The sequence below is a fragment of the Heyndrickxia sp. FSL W8-0423 genome (assembly GCF_038009395.1).
GTDB classification, from domain to species: domain Bacteria; phylum Bacillota; class Bacilli; order Bacillales; family Bacillaceae_C; genus Heyndrickxia; species Heyndrickxia sporothermodurans.
Genome location: NZ_JBBPBE010000001.1, coordinates 1 through 16,496, shown reverse-complemented (window position 1 = coordinate 16,496; position 16,496 = coordinate 1). Strand labels below are relative to the sequence as shown.

The 16,496-nt window shown below is 37.4% G+C and carries 13 protein-coding genes and 1 pseudogene; 11 read left to right on the top strand and 3 right to left on the bottom strand.

The genetic code is table 11. The features are described from left to right. Position 1: 1 nt before the first annotated feature. Both MKY81_RS00070 and secA2 read right to left on the bottom strand, forming a co-directional pair. Entirely contained in the window at positions 2 to 490 is a 489-nt protein-coding gene (locus MKY81_RS00070; protein WP_066229043.1) for an SLAP domain-containing protein, read from the bottom strand. A gap of 25 nt (positions 491 to 515) precedes the next feature. Beyond that, positions 516 to 2,867: an accessory Sec system translocase SecA2 gene (secA2, locus tag MKY81_RS00065; protein ID WP_341116090.1), complete on the bottom strand. Its 2,352-nt coding sequence runs from the start codon at positions 2,865 to 2,867 to the stop codon at positions 516 to 518. A gap of 266 nt (positions 2,868 to 3,133) precedes the next feature. Between secA2 and MKY81_RS00060 the strand changes: the two genes are divergently transcribed. Together MKY81_RS00060 and MKY81_RS00055 are read left to right on the top strand one after the other, a co-directional pair. Further along, positions 3,134 to 3,862 (top strand): WecB/TagA/CpsF family glycosyltransferase, encoded by a 729-nt coding sequence (locus MKY81_RS00060; RefSeq protein ID WP_108070168.1) that lies wholly within the window; start codon positions 3,134 to 3,136, stop codon positions 3,860 to 3,862. Positions 3,863 to 4,165: 303 nt separating this feature from the next. Further along, the gene (locus MKY81_RS00055; protein ID WP_066229050.1) at positions 4,166 to 5,236 is read left to right on the top strand and encodes an MraY family glycosyltransferase; all 1,071 of its coding nucleotides are present in this window, start codon (positions 4,166 to 4,168) and stop codon (positions 5,234 to 5,236) included. 63 nt (positions 5,237 to 5,299) lie between these two features. Here the strand turns inward: MKY81_RS00055 and MKY81_RS00050 are convergent, their stop codons facing one another. Next, a complete protein-coding gene (locus tag MKY81_RS00050) occupies positions 5,300 to 5,932 on the bottom strand; it encodes a YigZ family protein (protein WP_341116086.1) in 633 nt (210 codons plus the stop codon). A 398-nt stretch (positions 5,933 to 6,330) separates the two neighbouring features. Between MKY81_RS00050 and MKY81_RS00045 the strand changes: the two genes are divergently transcribed. The 9 genes and pseudogenes from MKY81_RS00045 to MKY81_RS00005 form a co-directional block, all read left to right on the top strand. After that, positions 6,331 to 7,473: a sensor histidine kinase gene (locus MKY81_RS00045; RefSeq protein WP_066229055.1), complete on the top strand. Its 1,143-nt coding sequence runs from the start codon at positions 6,331 to 6,333 to the stop codon at positions 7,471 to 7,473. A 294-nt stretch (positions 7,474 to 7,767) separates the two neighbouring features. Next, complete coding sequence (locus tag MKY81_RS00040) at positions 7,768 to 8,448, top strand: response regulator (RefSeq protein WP_066229057.1); 681 nt, start codon at positions 7,768 to 7,770, stop codon at positions 8,446 to 8,448. A gap of 746 nt (positions 8,449 to 9,194) precedes the next feature. Continuing rightward, positions 9,195 to 10,595: a PTS system trehalose-specific EIIBC component gene (gene treP, locus MKY81_RS00035; protein ID WP_341116083.1), complete on the top strand. Its 1,401-nt coding sequence runs from the start codon at positions 9,195 to 9,197 to the stop codon at positions 10,593 to 10,595. A 76-nt stretch (positions 10,596 to 10,671) separates the two neighbouring features. After that, positions 10,672 to 12,345: an alpha,alpha-phosphotrehalase gene (gene treC, locus MKY81_RS00030; protein ID WP_341116081.1), complete on the top strand. Its 1,674-nt coding sequence runs from the start codon at positions 10,672 to 10,674 to the stop codon at positions 12,343 to 12,345. Between the two features lie 68 nt (positions 12,346 to 12,413). Further along, entirely contained in the window at positions 12,414 to 13,130 is a 717-nt protein-coding gene (gene treR / locus MKY81_RS00025; RefSeq protein WP_066229065.1) for a trehalose operon repressor, read from the top strand. A gap of 228 nt (positions 13,131 to 13,358) precedes the next feature. Next, a complete protein-coding gene (locus MKY81_RS00020) occupies positions 13,359 to 13,931 on the top strand; it encodes a hypothetical protein (RefSeq protein ID WP_066229069.1) in 573 nt (190 codons plus the stop codon). Positions 13,932 to 14,116: 185 nt separating this feature from the next. Beyond that, positions 14,117 to 15,013: a phosphogluconate dehydrogenase (NAD(+)-dependent, decarboxylating) gene (gnd, locus tag MKY81_RS00015; RefSeq protein WP_341116077.1), complete on the top strand. Its 897-nt coding sequence runs from the start codon at positions 14,117 to 14,119 to the stop codon at positions 15,011 to 15,013. Positions 15,014 to 15,182: 169 nt separating this feature from the next. Further along, positions 15,183 to 16,025, top strand: coding sequence for a DegV family protein (locus MKY81_RS00010; RefSeq protein WP_108070158.1), 843 nt, complete (start codon positions 15,183 to 15,185; stop codon positions 16,023 to 16,025). A gap of 51 nt (positions 16,026 to 16,076) precedes the next feature. Beyond that, a pseudogene (locus MKY81_RS00005) lies at positions 16,077 to 16,496 on the top strand (DNA/RNA helicase); the annotation flags it as partial.

Genomic DNA, 16,496 nt, shown 5'->3' with positions numbered 1-16,496 from the left:
ATCATCTATTATTCTTTTGTATTTCAAATGCAAGCCTCCAACCATTCTTCGGAATGGATGATGAATAAATGTCAAAAGGTGAAAAAAAGAAATGCCAAGGACGGCTCGTTCTTGGCGGAATTTCACCAAGTTCACTTAAATCAAACACCTTGCTTGCCAAACGTTCCCCTTCAGGACCAATTAAAATAATTGGTAAAGACTCCAATGTTACTGCTTTTTTTAAACTGCTTCGGACAAATGCTGTAACAATGATTCCCCCATCCTCATCCTCATTTATTTCAATCCCGGACAAAGAAATTTTATTTTGTTTCATTGGTTCGTTTTCATTATTTAGAAAGCGAAGCACATACTCCTGTTCAATGGAATCTGTCCAGTTAGGTAAAATCGAGAGTTCAGTATCAACGAGTTCATCCTCGTTAAAATCGCGTTCTTTTTCTTCAAGTACAAATGCCCTCTCACTTCTAAGCTGCTTATTTTTAGAAAATAGCATGAAAGATCCTCCTATCCCTTATGACTTATTCATTCACTTCTCCTAACAATAGGAATGTTTTAACATGATCACTTACAATGGTGCAAATTTCCTCTTCAATCAGATAGAAAGTCTGTGTAAATATTTTTAAACTCTCTTTTTGATAAATTTGTATAGGATCCTCTTGGCTATAGCCTCTTAATCCTATTCCTTCTTTTAATCTTGTCATCGATTCTAAATGCTGCGTCCAATACATGTCCATCGCGTGAAGAATATCGTATTTAACATCTAGCAAAAAGTTTGGTTCACTTTGATAAATTTCTTTAAGTTTTTCAATCGATTCTTCTAAATGAAGTAAAAAAACGTTAATAAATTCATTAGGTTCGATTATTTCAGCTGTATCAAATTCTTTTATCGAAATTAATTGTGCCTTATGCATCAGCTCTTCTATCTTTTCGTTAGTCAAACCATCATTACTAGTGTATTTTTGTTTATAATATTCAGCTAAACTTCGATAAGTTTTTATGATAAAGTCAAAAACATCCGTCGATTCTAAAATCATATCCCGATTTTTATATATAATGTTTCGCTGTTCATTAACAACATCATCCAGTTTTAATGTGTATTCGCGTGCTGAATAATTGCTTCCTTCACATAATCGTTGTGCTCGATTAACTATTTCATGAATTTTTCGATTCAAAATTAAGCCGTCAGAATTAGTTTTTAATGACTTCTTCATTTTTTTTAACTGTTCTGCTGCAAATCGCTCAGTAATGACATCTTCGATCGAGATGAAAAATTGGCTAACCCCCGGATCGCCTTGTCTTCCGGCACGACCTTTTAGCTGGTCATCTACACGCCTGCTTTCATGTCGTTCGGTCCCCAATACACATAGCCCGCCAAGTTCCGCAACGCCCGGACCTAAAACGATGTCAGTTCCTCTACCTGCCATATTTGTTGCAATAGTAATTTGATTTTTTTGTCCAGCTTTAGAGATTAAATCGACCTCTTGTTCCACACTTTTCGCATTTAATAAATTATAAGGTAGTTTCGCGTGTTCTAAATACTTGGCAACCATCTCGGATTGTTCGATGGAGGTTGTTCCGATTAATATAGGTTGACCCGTCGCATGACGCTTCAATACTTCTTTTGTTAATGCTTCATATTTTTGCGGGATTGTGGCAAAAATAAGGTCTTCCAAATCAATTCTTTGCTTCGGCTTATTCGTAGGGATTTGAACAACATCCATGCCATACACTTGCTGGAATTCCTTTTCCTCTAATTTGGCTGTTCCAGTCATCCCCGACAAGATCGGATACATTCTAAAATAATTTTGAATCGTAATCGTTGCCTGCATCTTATTTTCTTCTGTCAGTTCCAATCCTTCTTTTGCTTCAATAGCTTGGTGAAGCCCGTCACTTAAACTTCTGCCTTCCATTACACGTCCAGTGAATGAGTCAATGAGTTCAATTTTCCCCTCATGAACGATGTAATCCACATCTTTTTTAAAGATGACTTCAGCATATAACGATTGAATCATGTAATGGTATAAAACTTGATGTTTTAAGTCGTATAAATTATTGATGGAAAAGGCTTTTTCTATTTTATTAATGCCTTCCTCTGAAAAAAACGCCGTTCTCGTTTCAAGGTCTATCGTATAATCTACATCGTTTTCCATTCGTCTCACTACTTTAGAGCAAACGGAAAATAATTTTGAGTATAAGGAAGCTTTATTTGCAATAATTAATGGTGTTTTCGCTTCATCAATTAAAATGCTATCCACTTCATCGATAATAGCGAAGTGATAAGGTCTTTGTACCTTTAATTCTTCATCTAATATCATATGGTCGCGTAAATAATCGAAGCCAAATTCAGTTCCGATCCCATATGTTATATCTGCCTGATAGGCCTCTTGTTTTTCATCAGGTGACATCTCTGTCAAGTTAATACCGACCGTTAGTCCTAGAAATTCATGAATTTGGCCAATTTGTTCTTTATCTCTCATGGCAAGATATTCATTCACAGTAATGACATGTACACCTTTTCCTTCAAGTGCCCTTAAATAACTTGGCAAAGAAGCAACAAGTGATTTTCCTTCACCTGTTGGCATTTCAGAAATATTTCCTTCCAATAGAGCAAGCCCACCGATTAACTGGACATCAAAATGACGCATTCCTAGCGTTCTTTTCGAAGCTTCACGGACTGTTGCGAAAGCCTCCACTTTAATGTCTTCAATTGTTTTACCATTGCTTAATAATTCTTTGAAGTAAGTTGTTTTTTGCTTCAATTCTTGATCAGAAAGTTGTTCAAATTCTATTTCTAACCGATTGATCTCGGTAACGAATTTTTGATATTTTTTTATTTTGCGTTCTTGAGTCCTACTTAGTAAGGTGATCATCGTTTAACTCTCCTTGCAGACTTGTAGCATAATAATATCATATTAAGATAGGAGAATATAAATGGAATGAGATAGAATTAGTTGGAAGAAAATATTAAGCTAGTTTCTTACTATGAATTTTGGTATTTTAGTAGGTAAGATTATTAAGGAAAAAAACAAAAAGAACACATGCAATAAAGTTTAAGAAATGAACCTTAAGCAAATATTAAGAAAAAAGTTGTAATCTTGTTAGAAGCCTTTGTTAAGATTTTGTTAGGAGAATGATTATGAATCATGTTGAAATATTAGGTGTTCCATTTATTCATTCCACGAGAAATGAATTTATCGATATCCTCCATCAAAGAATTAAACAACAAAATAAGACATTTGTCGTCACAGCTAATCCGGAAATTGTGATGATGGCAAATGAAAATAAAGTATTCATGGAATATTTACAAACGGCTGATTTTATTACTCCGGATGGAATTGGGATTGTTAAAGCTGCCGGGTGGCTAAACAAACCGTTACCTGAAAGAGTTCCCGGTTTCGATACGATGAAAGATTTACTGTCGCTCGCAAATGAAAATCAATATCGTGTTTACTTTTTAGGTGCCAAACAAGAAGTGTTAGAACAATGCATACATAATGTAAGTAATGACTTCCCCAAAATGGAAATTGCGGGCTATCATAATGGCTTTTTTGATTTGGACAATCCGCAAATTGCTGAAGAAATCCGAGAGTTGAAACCCGATCTTATTTTCGTTGCACTAGGAGCACCTCGGCAAGAACAATGGATTTATCAAAACATTGCCAAGTTTGACAAAGGGATTTTTATGGGGGTAGGAGGAAGTTTCGATGGAATCGCCGGTGTAGTCCCGCGTGCTCCGGAAATTTGGCAAAAGTTAAACATCGAGTGGCTTTATCGTCTCATTCAACAGCCAACAAGGTGGAAACGAATGCTGGCTATCCCTCGATTTGTATTCAAAGTACTACTGCAAAAAACGAACAAAAGATAGATGCATTTATTAGCAATAAACGAGTATAACGTGAATACAATAAGAAATTAGGGAAATCTTATTAGATTGTTCGGTCTTGTTATTTTTTCTACCTCTTTATCATAGGACTATGGTATAATTCATTTGACCTGCAAAAATTGACGATATGTATAGAAAATTAGAATAAAATTTTGCTAGAGAAAGATGAAAATGAAACTAAACTAAAAATAAATCTTTGTACAAAAATGAAAATAACAACTAGGTGTTTTCTTCCTGTTTTTATTAGCTGTACATTTGGGCATTATAGTGCTAAGGAGGATTTGAATGATATACTTGACGTTGTTGTTCTGCTTTATATTATCGGTATTGGTAACTCCTTTAATCGGAAGACTCGCCATTAAATTAGGAATAACAGATAAACCAAATAATAGAAAAGTCCACAAAAAAAATATGCCCCTTATTGGTGGGGTTGCAATATTTATAAGTTTTCTTGTAGGGTATTTTATCTTAAGACCTGTACCACAGGAAAGTGATGCGGTAGTACATGTTTCGGGGATTTTTATAGGAAGTTTCATTATTTTAATTACTGGAATTCTTGATGATAAATATGAACTTTCACCAAAATTAAAACTCCTTGGTCAAATTCTTGCCGCATTAGCTGTTGTGGTTTGGGGCGGAGTGGAACTTACAAAAATTAATCTTCCCTTCGGTGGAATTCTTTATTTCGGTTATTTCAGTATTCCATTAACGATTTTTTGGATTGTCGCGATTACGAATGCAATTAATTTAATTGATGGCTTGGACGGCTTGGCTGCGGGTGTTTCATCCATTGCATTAATTACGATTAGCGGCATGGCGATTATTATGGGCGATATGTTCGTTGCGATTGTCGGCGGGATATTATTAGCTAGTACATTAGGATTTTTAATCTATAATTTCCATCCGGCGAAAATATTTATGGGTGATACAGGGGCACTGTTTTTAGGATATATGATTGCCGTTTTATCCTTGCTCGGTTTCAAGAACATTACCTTTATCTCTTTAGTCATTCCTGTCATTATATTAGGAGTACCGTTATCGGATACATTCTTTGCAATCATACGTAGATTTTTAAATAAACAACCATTTTCAAGTGCTGATAAGTCACATCTACATCATTGTTTATTACGAGTAGGTTTTTCTCATCGACAAACCGTTTTAGTCATTTATGCGATTGCTGCACTATTTGGTTTAGCGGCAATCATCTTTTCCATGTCGACGATGTGGGGATCATTAATCATAGTTGCCGTTTTGCTTCTGGCAATTGAAATTTTCGTGGAAAGCATCAATTTAGTCGGCGAGGATTACAAACCACTTTTAAAATATGTAAGACCGAAAAAATCACCAAATCAGTAATAGACAAACAAAAGGGCCAGTACAGTTCACGAACTATACTGGCCTTTTTTTTTCTCTTCGCTTTTATACATCAATTTCAAGATATAATGATTCCCCAATGGTTATTTTCGCTTGTCCGTTCGTTAACTCGGTCATCCACTGTGTAAAGGTTTCTGTTTGTTCTTCCTTCACATACGTCTCGATTTCCACTTGATCTAGGTAATGTATATCTTTAATCGAATAGGTGGAGGAACGCAGTTCATTTTCAACTTTCCCAAGCCATGTATAATCGATTTTTGTTCGGACTGTACACATTAGTGTTCGTTCAACAACACCGGTAGCATTAATTCCTTCCGATGTTGATTTTCCATATGCACGAATGAGGCCACCGGTTCCTAGCTTAATACCGCCAAAATATCTTGTCACTACGACAACCGTATCTTTTAAATCACGTTTTTTCAATACTTCAAGCATCGGCACACCGGCTGTACCACTCGGCTCGCCATCATCATTTGCCTTTTGAATTTGATTTTGCTGCCCAATCATATACGCAGAACAATTATGTGTCGCATTCCAATGTTTTTTCTTTATATCTTGAATAAACGTCAGCGCTTCCTCTTCGGTTGTTGCACGATTCACGTGGGCAATAAACCTTGATTTTTGAATAATGATTTCGTGTTCGCCCGCACCTTTTACCGTATAATACTGCCTTAACATCTATGTCACTCCTAAATGAACACTTAACTATACTTTCTACTATACATAATTTATGAAATAAATTAAATCCTTCCATCTTCAACGTCAGATGAAAATATATTTGGTATAGTGATATAATTAAAGAGATAAAGGAAATTAAGCAGTGTTTATTGAATACATAATAGTATTAATAAAATCTTTATTTCATTTTTTTTAACTAACGGTGCACATACGCTTTTCCATTCATACAAAACGTGTCAATAGAACTGGATTTCGTAGAAGGAACTATATAATTTCCAACTTATGGTTTAGGGACATTTTCCTAACTTTTATATTGACAAACATTTCAAATAGTATCTTTTCGCAAAAAGAGGTAAAATGACCCTAATATATACTGAGTGTACGCTGGAGGAATGAGGATGGCATTAAAAAAAATTGATGCAAAGACACTTGATCAAATATTGGAAAAAATGATTGATACCGTTGACTCTAGCAAAAATGAAATCTTCCATATTGGTGAACAATGCCGTCAAGACTATGAAACTCTCTCCGATGAACTACATGAAGTTAAGATCATGGTATCCAAGGCAATCGAAGAGGGCGATGATCTAGAAATTAAAACTCGGCAGTCACGAAGGCGATTATCAGTCGTCAGCCAACATTTCCGTGATTATACAGAAGAACAAGTTCGTGAAGCATATGAGATCGCTCATAATTATCAAATGAAACTTTCAATGAATCGTGAGCTTGAAAAGCAGCTGCGCAGAAGAAGGGATGAATTAGAAAGAAGACTAATTACCCTCGAGCAAACAATTGATCGCGCTAATCATTTAGTATCACAAACGAGTGTCGTTCTAAACTATTTAACAAGTGACTTAAAGGAAATAGGTAATGCATTAGAAGATGCGATAGAAAAGCAAGATTTTGGTCTTCGTGTCATTGAAGCACAAGAAGAAGAAAGAAAGCGGCTATCACGTGAAATCCACGATGGACCGGCCCAAATGCTTGCCAATATGCTCCTTAGATCTGATTTAGTCGAGAAAGTCTATCGTGAACAAGGAATTTTAAATGCACTTGAAGAAGTACGAAGTTTAAAGAAAATGGTCCGTTCATCACTTTCAGAGGTTCGTCGTATCATCTATGATCTTCGCCCAATGGCATTAGATGATTTAGGTTTAGTTCCTACCCTCAGAAAATACTTGGAACGAACCGAAGAGTATAACAATGGGATTGTTTTCCGGTTTACCAATTTAGGTGATGAATATCGACTACCATCAAAATATGAAGTAGCCTTGTTTCGCTTAGTTCAAGAATCCGTTCAAAACGCAATCAAACACGCGGATGCTACCGAAATTCAAGTGAAAATAGAAATGAGTAGAAATCGAGTATTTGTCGTAATCAAAGATAATGGAAAAGGCTTTGACGTAAGGGCAAAGAAAGAAGGATCCTTTGGTCTTATGGGAATGAGAGAACGTGTCGATATCATTGATGGTCAGATCACGATTGATTCAAAAATTGGTTCAGGAACTATCGTAACCATTCAAGTGATGTTTGACCAATAAAGAATGATTAATTTTGAAATAAGCCAATGGGAATGTAGTGTTATCCATGGGAAATGTAATGAATAGTAAGAAATTGTTTTTTATATAGGCAATGTTAAAGCTAATTGTTGATTTTGACACTTTGTTGATTGGAGCGGAAGGTACGAGACTCCTGCGGGAAAAACGGTAGTCGGGAGACCCCGCAGGCGCGTTTAGCGCCGAGGAGGCTCCCGGACCGCCCGCGGAAAGCGAGTACCTGGAGCGGAAATCAACAGCCTAATTTAGCAGAGCCTTTAAATAAAGGAGGAGTAAGCTTTGTCTACTAAAATAGCAATCATTGATGATCATCAATTGTTTCGTGAAGGGGTAAAACGTATTTTAGAATTTGAAAAAACATTCGAAATCGTTGCCGAAGGTGAAGATGGGGCAAATGCTCTTCAATTAATCGAACAAACTAAGCCCGATGTTGTTTTAATGGATATTAATATGCCAAATAAAAACGGCATTGAAGCGACACGTCAATTAGTAGAAACCTATCCAGATACAAGGGTTATCATTTTATCGATTCACGATGATGAAAACTATGTTACCCATGCATTAAAAACAGGCGCCACTGGCTATCTGCTGAAAGAAATGGATTCCGATGCCCTAATTGAAGCAGTAAAAGTCGTTGCTGATGGAGGCTCTTATTTACATCCAAAGATTACTCGTAATCTAGTAGAGGAATTTCGCCGCTTAGCAAACAGACAAAGTACAGGGACAGGCTATCAACAACCTGAAGTCGTTCGACCACTACATCTACTTACACCACGTGAATGTGAAGTACTACAATTACTTGCTGATGGAAAAAGCAACCGTGTCATCGGAGAAACTTTATATATAAGCGAAAAAACGGTCAAAAATCACGTCAGCAACATTTTGCAAAAAATGGGTGCGAATGACCGCACACAAGCGGTCGTTTCAGCAATCAAAAACGGCTGGGTTGAAGTACGATAATAAGATTGAAAACACTCTTCTATTAGTTTAGTAGAGTGTTTTTTTTATTCGAGTCTAAAAGTTTGTTAGCACTTTATGACCATATGCTTTTTTTAGAATAGTATTTTAGGTTTTAGTGGGAAGGATAGGGCGGTATAAAGCCCAAGATGAATTGAGAAAGTAGATCTTGGGCTTTAAAGAGTGAGAATGAAGCCCAAGATAGTTTGGAAAAGTAGAACTTGGTCGTCAAAGAGTGAGAATGAAGCCCAAGATAGTTTGGAAAAGCGGAACTTGATCGTCAAAGAGTGAGAATGAAGCCCAAGATGGTTAGAGAAAGCGGAACTTGATCGTCAAAGAGTGGGAATGAGTCCCAAGATGGTTAGCGAAAGTAGAACTTGGTCGTCAAAGAGTGAGAATGAAGCCCAAGATGGTTAGCGAAAGAGGAACTTGGTCGTCAAAGAGTGGGAATGAAGCCCAAGACGGTTAGCGAAAGCGAATCTTTGTCATCAAAGACAAGGAATGATAACCAGGTAGCTACTATTGAACACCCTCCCTTTCTAACATTTTATAATTTTTTATTGACCAACTTGTATATACAGGTTATTATAAAACTATAAATTTTATCTTGTATATACAGGTAATGGAATTTCATGTAAGCGGTATAAAATAGAATGCTATTATCCTATTTTATAAAATTGTAACCGCCTACAAATTATAAGAAAATCGTATTGTTTTCCTGTGAAAACAATAACTGGAGGATGGAACAAATGAGTGTAAAAACGTCTGCAGAGCAAATCGTGACGGCGATTGGTGGAAAAGAAAATATTGCCGCGGCAACGCATTGTGTCACACGCCTACGTTTTGCTTTGAAAGATGAAAGCGTTGTAGATAAAGAAACTCTTGAAAAAATCGATCTAGTAAAAGGCTCATTTTCAGCAAATGGCCAGTACCAAGTGGTCATCGGTCAAGGAACCGTTGATAAAGTTTATCATGAAATGGTGAAAATTACTGGAATTGGTGAATCCTCAAAGGAAGAGATAAAAGACGCGGCTGCACAGAAGTTAAATCCAATTCAGAGGGCGGTTAAAACACTTGCTGATATTTTCATCCCAATCCTTCCGGCAATTGTAACAGCCGGTCTTCTAATGGGAATCAACAATATTTTGACAGGCCAGGATATTTTCTTTGATAAAAAATCACTTGTTGATGTGTATCCACAGTGGAAAGATTTTGCTGGCATCATTAACTTAATTGCTAATACTGCTTTTACCTTTTTACCAGGCTTAATTGGTTGGTCGGCAGTGAAAAAATTTGGTGGGAATCCGTTATTGGGGATCGTTCTTGGCTTAATGCTTGTCCATCCAGACTTACTTAATGCCTGGGCGTACGGATCTACAAAAGAGATTCCAACATGGAATTTATTTGGTTTAGACATTCAAAAAGTTGGTTATCAAGGCCAAGTATTACCAGTGTTAGTCGCATCCTATTTACTTGCAAAACTAGAACTATTTTTGAAAAAGCGAATTCCGGATGCTTTTCAACTTTTACTTGTCGCGCCAATTGTTTTATTAGTTACTGGATTCCTTTCGTTCATCGTCATTGGACCAGTCACATTTGCGATTGCGAATGTCATTACGGATGCAGTTGTTGGCATTTTCCATGCTGCACCGGCATTAGGTGGACTAATCTACGGTTTGCTTTATGCGCCATTAGTCATTACAGGAATGCACCATACATTTTTAGCAGTTGACTTACAATTAATCGGATCAACAGGTTCTACCTTCCTTTGGCCAATGTTGGCATTATCAAATATCGCGCAAGGATCTGCAGCACTAGGAATGCTGTTTGTGACAAGAGATGAAAAACTAAAAGGACTATCACTAACATCAGCGATTTCCGCTTACTTAGGTATTACGGAACCAGCGATGTTTGGAGTGAACTTACGCTTCCGTTTTGCCTTTATCGCAGCGATTGTCGGTTCAGCCATTGGCGGCATGTTTATTACACTAAATGGCGTAAAAGCAGCATCTGTAGGTGTTGGTGGATTACCGGGATTCCTATCGATTTTCCCGCAAAACTGGGGAGCATTCTTTATCGGTATGGGAATCTCCATCGTCATCCCATTCATCCTTACAATCGTATTCGCGAAATTAAGAAAAACAAAGTGATTTTTTATAGAGGGGGTCTCATTAGTTATAGAGACACCCTCGACTTATTTATTTTATGAAAAAGTGGTGATATAACATGAAGCAACCTTGGTGGAAGAAAGCAACAGTGTATCAGATCTATCCGAAAAGTTTTTATGATACTACTGGGAATGGAGTTGGTGATCTACAAGGGATTATTAAGAAGCTAGATTACTTGAAAGAACTAGGGATTGATGTCATTTGGCTAACTCCGATTTATAGCTCCCCGCAAAATGATAATGGGTATGACATTAGCGATTACTATGAAATTCATGAACCATATGGAACGATGGAGGATTTTGAATCACTCCTTGAAGAAGCACATTCACGTGAAATAAAAGTCATCATGGACATCGTTGTCAATCACACGTCAACAGAGCACAAATGGTTTAAGGAAGCATGTTCAGCAAAAGACAATCCATATCGTGATTTTTATATTTGGAAGGATGCTAATCGCGATGGCAGTGAGCCGAATAATTGGGAGTCAAAGTTCGGAGGCTCTGCATGGAAGCTGGATGAGAAAACAGGGCAATATTATTTGCATTTATTTGATGTCACTCAAGCAGATTTAAACTGGGAAAACGAGAAAGTACGCAGAGAAGTTTATAAGATGATGAACTATTGGTTTGAAAAAGGAGTAGATGGTTTTCGATTAGATGTAATCAATCTCATTTCGAAAAATCAAGATTTTCCTAATGATTCAACAGGTGACGGACGAAAATTTTATACGGATGGACCTCGTGTACATGAATTTTTATATGAGGCGAATCGTGAAGTTTTTGCAAAACATAATGCGATGACAGTGGGCGAAATGTCATCAACAACAATTGACCATTGTATTAACTATTCGAACCCAGAACGAAACGAATTAAGTATGACTTTTAATTTTCATCATTTGAAAGTGGATTACGCAAATGGGGACAAATGGACAGTAGCCGATTTTGATTTTATTAAACTAAAACAAATCCTCTCTGAATGGCAAACAGAAATGTATAAGGGTGGCGGATGGAATGCATTATTCTGGTGTAATCATGACCAACCGCGAATTGTCTCACGCTACGGGGATGATGGTGCGTATTGGAAAGAATCAGCAAAAATGCTAGCAACGACGATTCATCTAATGCAAGGGACCCCGTATATTTATCAAGGGGAAGAGATCGGGATGACCAATCCAAAGTTTCAGCGGATTGAGGATTACCGGGATGTGGAAACCTTGAATGCCTATAAAAAAATGCATGAAGAGGGATTATCTGAAGAAATGATTATTTCTATTTTACAAGAAAAATCTCGTGATAATTCTCGTACCCCAGTTCAATGGACAAGTGATTTAAATGCGGGATTTACGGAAGGAATCCCTTGGATAAATGTGGCATCAAATTATAAGGAAATAAACGTGGAACGAGCATTGCAAGATAAAGATTCTGTCTTTTATCATTATCAAAAACTGATTCAATTGCGAAAACAATACGATCTCATTACTTATGGTGAATATGAACTCATTTTAAATAATCACCCGCGTATTTTTGCTTATTTGCGAAATGGCGATAATGAGAAGCTGCTCGTCGTTAATAATTTTTATGGAAAAGAGACAAGCTTTGAATTACCGGAAGAAATTCAGTTAGAAGGTTTTACAAGTGAGATTTTGATATCCAATTATCCAGATTCGACGTCCCACTTTCACCATGTACGATTACGCCCTTATGAATCTATCGTGTACTACCTGAAAAAATAAGCATTGTTTAAATAGACAAATATTTGTACAATATCCTTGAATGTTTGCAATCATAGTGGGTGATAATGATGCGTGAAAATAAATTTTTAGCTATATACGATGATTTAGTTGACCAAATCCAGTCAGGAGAAATCAAGCCAAGTACGAAGCTGCCTTCAGAAAATGAGATGGTCGAGCAATATGGAACTTCTCGTGAAACTGTACGGAAAGCATTAAACCTTTTGTCGCAAAATGGATTCATTCAAAAAATAAAAGGCAAAGGTTCATTTACGCTTGATGTTAGAAAATTTGATTTCCCTGTTTCCGGTTTGGTAAGTTTTAAAGAATTGGTAGACAAAATGGGTAAACCATGGAAAACAATCGTTTATGAAATGGCTTTGGAAAATGCAAACTCATACATTCAAAAACAATTGAATGTTAAGGGCAATGAACAAGTTTGGAAAATCGCCCGTGCACGGGAATTAGACGGGGAACGAATTATTCTTGATAAAGACTATGTTCGCCAAGCATTTGTCCCTACCTTATCAAAGGAAACATGTGAAGGATCGCTATTTTCCTATTTTGAAGGTGAGCTCGGACTAAAAATCAGCTTTGCCAAAAAAGAAATATCGGTAGACGAACCGACAGAAGAAGACTATAGATACCTAGACTTAAAAGACTACAAACATATCGTCGTCGTCAAAAACTACATCTACCTAGAAGACGCCAGCCTCTTCCAATACACCGAATCCCGCCACAGACTCGACAAATTCCGCTTCGTCGACTTCGCCCGAAGAGGCCACTAAGCATCTGCCCAACCAGCAGATGCCTTTTTGCATACCTCCAATAAAGTGTCAGGCACCATTTATACATAAATTCGCATAAATATTTACCATTCTGCATAAATGGTGCCTGACACTTTAAACTAAATTTGTAGTATTTTCTACATATGGCTGTAGTTTGTTGTAGGTTGGGGTGATTTTCTTTAAAATAGGGGAATAGTGAACTATATTTATTTTTGGAAGGTGTGTATTATGAAAAGGTTAAATAAATGGATGTTATTTCTTGTGATCATGTTGGTTGGTTCGATTATGCTTGCTGCATGTGGGAAGGATGAAAAAACGGAGAAGAAAAGCGAAACGAACACAGCGACGGAAAGTAAGAAACAAAATCAACAAACACCGCCTAATGAATCAACTGTTTCTGATGCTGCACCACCAATAAAGGAAGCGGAAAATCTTCCGGCAAAAGAAAAAAAAGCACTGCTGGCCGTTTTGGATCAACATATTTCCACATTCAATAAAAAAGATTTATCAGGATATATGGATACCGTTTCAAAAAATCCAACCTCGTTTAAATATGATGAAGAAAAAGCTTATATGAAAAACATTTTTGATACGATGAATATCCAAATTAAACCGGAGAATGTTGTTATCATCGACTATAAAAAAACAGAAGCTAATATTTTCACCCAAATGAAAACGATAGTTTCCGAAGCAGGAAAAAAGAAAAAAAAGATAGAGAAAGTTAGTCGTCAAATCAACACTTTCCGAAAAGAAGAGGGAAAATGGAAACTTATCGCAACGTACGCAATGGAAACGAAGTAAGAACTTCGAGCATATTTTCGTAAAAAAATCGTTAACCCGAAAGTTGCTGAATGACCAGACTTATTAGTTTTTCGAGTTGAAAACAACAAATTTTTCAAAAAGAGCAAACTAAAAAACTTGCATGGAATTTTTTTTCTTTTATAATGAAGGTATTGTGAAATAAAGTTTGAAAGGCGGCATATGACATGCAAATCGGTATGGTTGGTTTAGGAAAAATGGGCTATCAACTCTCATTAAACCTAATTGAAAAAGGATATAAAGTATCTGCGTATGATGTTAATAAAGAATCGGTCGATAATATTTCTAAAGATGGTGGACAAGGAGCTTACACATTAGAAGAACTTGTGCAACAACTTGAAAGCCCACGTAAACTTTGGATGATGGTTCCAGCCGGCGACATTACAGAACAGGTTTTCAACCAGTTACTCCCATTATTAGATGAAGGCGATATTCTCATTGATGGCGGAAACGCTCATTATAAAGATTCACTTCGACGTCACGCTACTTCAAAAGAAAAAGGTATTTACTACCTTGACTGTGGGACAAGCGGTGGTGTAGAAGGTGCACGCTACGGCGCATGTACAATGATTGGTGGAGATAAAGAAGCTTTTGCACAAGTTGAAAAAGTATTCGAAGACATCTCTGTTGAAAAAGGTTATCTTTACACAGGTGAAGCAGGAAGCGGACATTTCCTTAAAATGATCCATAATGGTATCGAATACGGTATGATGCAAGCAATCGCTGAAGGCTTTGATATTTTAGAAAAAAGTCCATTCGATTATGATTATGAAAAAGTATCAACCGTTTGGAACCACGGTTCTGTTATCCGTTCATGGTTAATGGAATTAATGGAAAATGCCTTCTCTAAAGACAGCAAACTAGATAAAATCAAAGGTGTTATGCAATCATCTGGTGAGGGTAAATGGACTGTTGAAACAGCTCTTGACTTCCAAACTGCTGCACCAGTTATCGCTTTATCATTAATGATGCGCTATCGCTCCCTAGAAGATGATACATTTACTGGAAAAGTTGTCGCTGCACTCCGCAACGAATTCGGCGGCCACGCAGTTGTTGAAAAATAAGTCATCGAATTTGACAAGGCACTTAGGAATAAACCTAGGTGTCTTTTGTTTTAACGGACCAAACACGGAAGAAATTCCTGCATAATAATAATTCTCCCCAAATCCCTTTCCAAATCGTCCAATCTTTTATAAAATGAAAGCAAACGAAATTGAGGATGATAAATAAACAATGAAAATTGCCATAGTGACAGACAGTACAGCTTACATTCCGAAGGACGTTCGTGACAAGCTGAATATACATATGATCCCTCTTAGCGTCGTCATCGGCGGCGAAACGTACGAGGAAGAAATTGACTTAAACGCCGAACAGTTTTATGAAGAGTTAAAAAGAAAAGACCGCTTTCCTACCTCATCACAACCACCATCTGGAAAATTCGTTGCCCTTTTTGAATCGTTGGCGAAAGATTATGACGCAATTATTAGTATCCACCTTTCAAGTGGCATTAGTGGTACCTATCAAGGAGCAATCACAGCGGGAACAATGGTTGAAGGTGTCAAGGTGTATGCGTACGATTCAGAAATAAGTTGCATGGCCCAAGGCTTTTATGCGATAGAAGCAGCAAAGATGGCTGCAGAAGGGAAATCACCGGAAGAAATCATCGCCCGTTTAGACGTAATGAAAGCCTCACTAAGAGCGTATTTCATGGTTGATGACCTCTCCAATCTCCAAAGAGGTGGACGTCTCACAAGTGCCCAAGCCATCATCGGAAGCTTGCTAAAAGTAAAACCACTGCTTCATTTTGTTGATAAAGTAATTGTGCCATTTGAAAAAATCCGCACACGCAAAAAGGCGATGAATCGGATTGCCGAATTAATTGGCGAGGACGCGTCGAAAGGCATACCACTGCAAGCATCCATCATTCATGCAAATCGTGAAGAAGATGCTAAAGAATGGAAAGCTGAACTTGAACAGCTTTATCCAAATGTCGACTTTTCAATCAGCTATTTCGGTCCCGTTATTGCTACTCACCTCGGTGAAGGAGCAATGGGATTAACTTGGACAATTAAATAACAGTTGACGCCATTCGTAAAAGAATGGCGTCCTTTAAAAGGAGTGAATCATTTGTCAGCCGAATTTCCCTCCGAATTACAAACCTTTCTCACTGGCCGCAAACTTCTCCAAAACGAAATCCCTTTCCCGCAAAAACTAATCACACTACACGAAAAAAATGGCTATATCTCATCAACCCCAGGAATAACGACACAAAAATGTGAACGCTGCGGCAACACAGCCACCCATCTTTTTGCCAAGTTCCCCTGTGCAAAATGCCAAAAAGAATGCACCTATTGCCGAAACTGCATCATGATGGGACGAGTCTCAACTTGTACGCCTTTATATCAATGGACAGGCCCAGCGCCGACCATCAAAATAGAAGAATCCCCACTACAATGGGACGGCACACTTTCACCGGGTCAACGAACTGCCTCGGAAAAAGTTCAATCAGCCATCCAAACAAAATCCGAGCTCCTCGTCTGGGCGGTA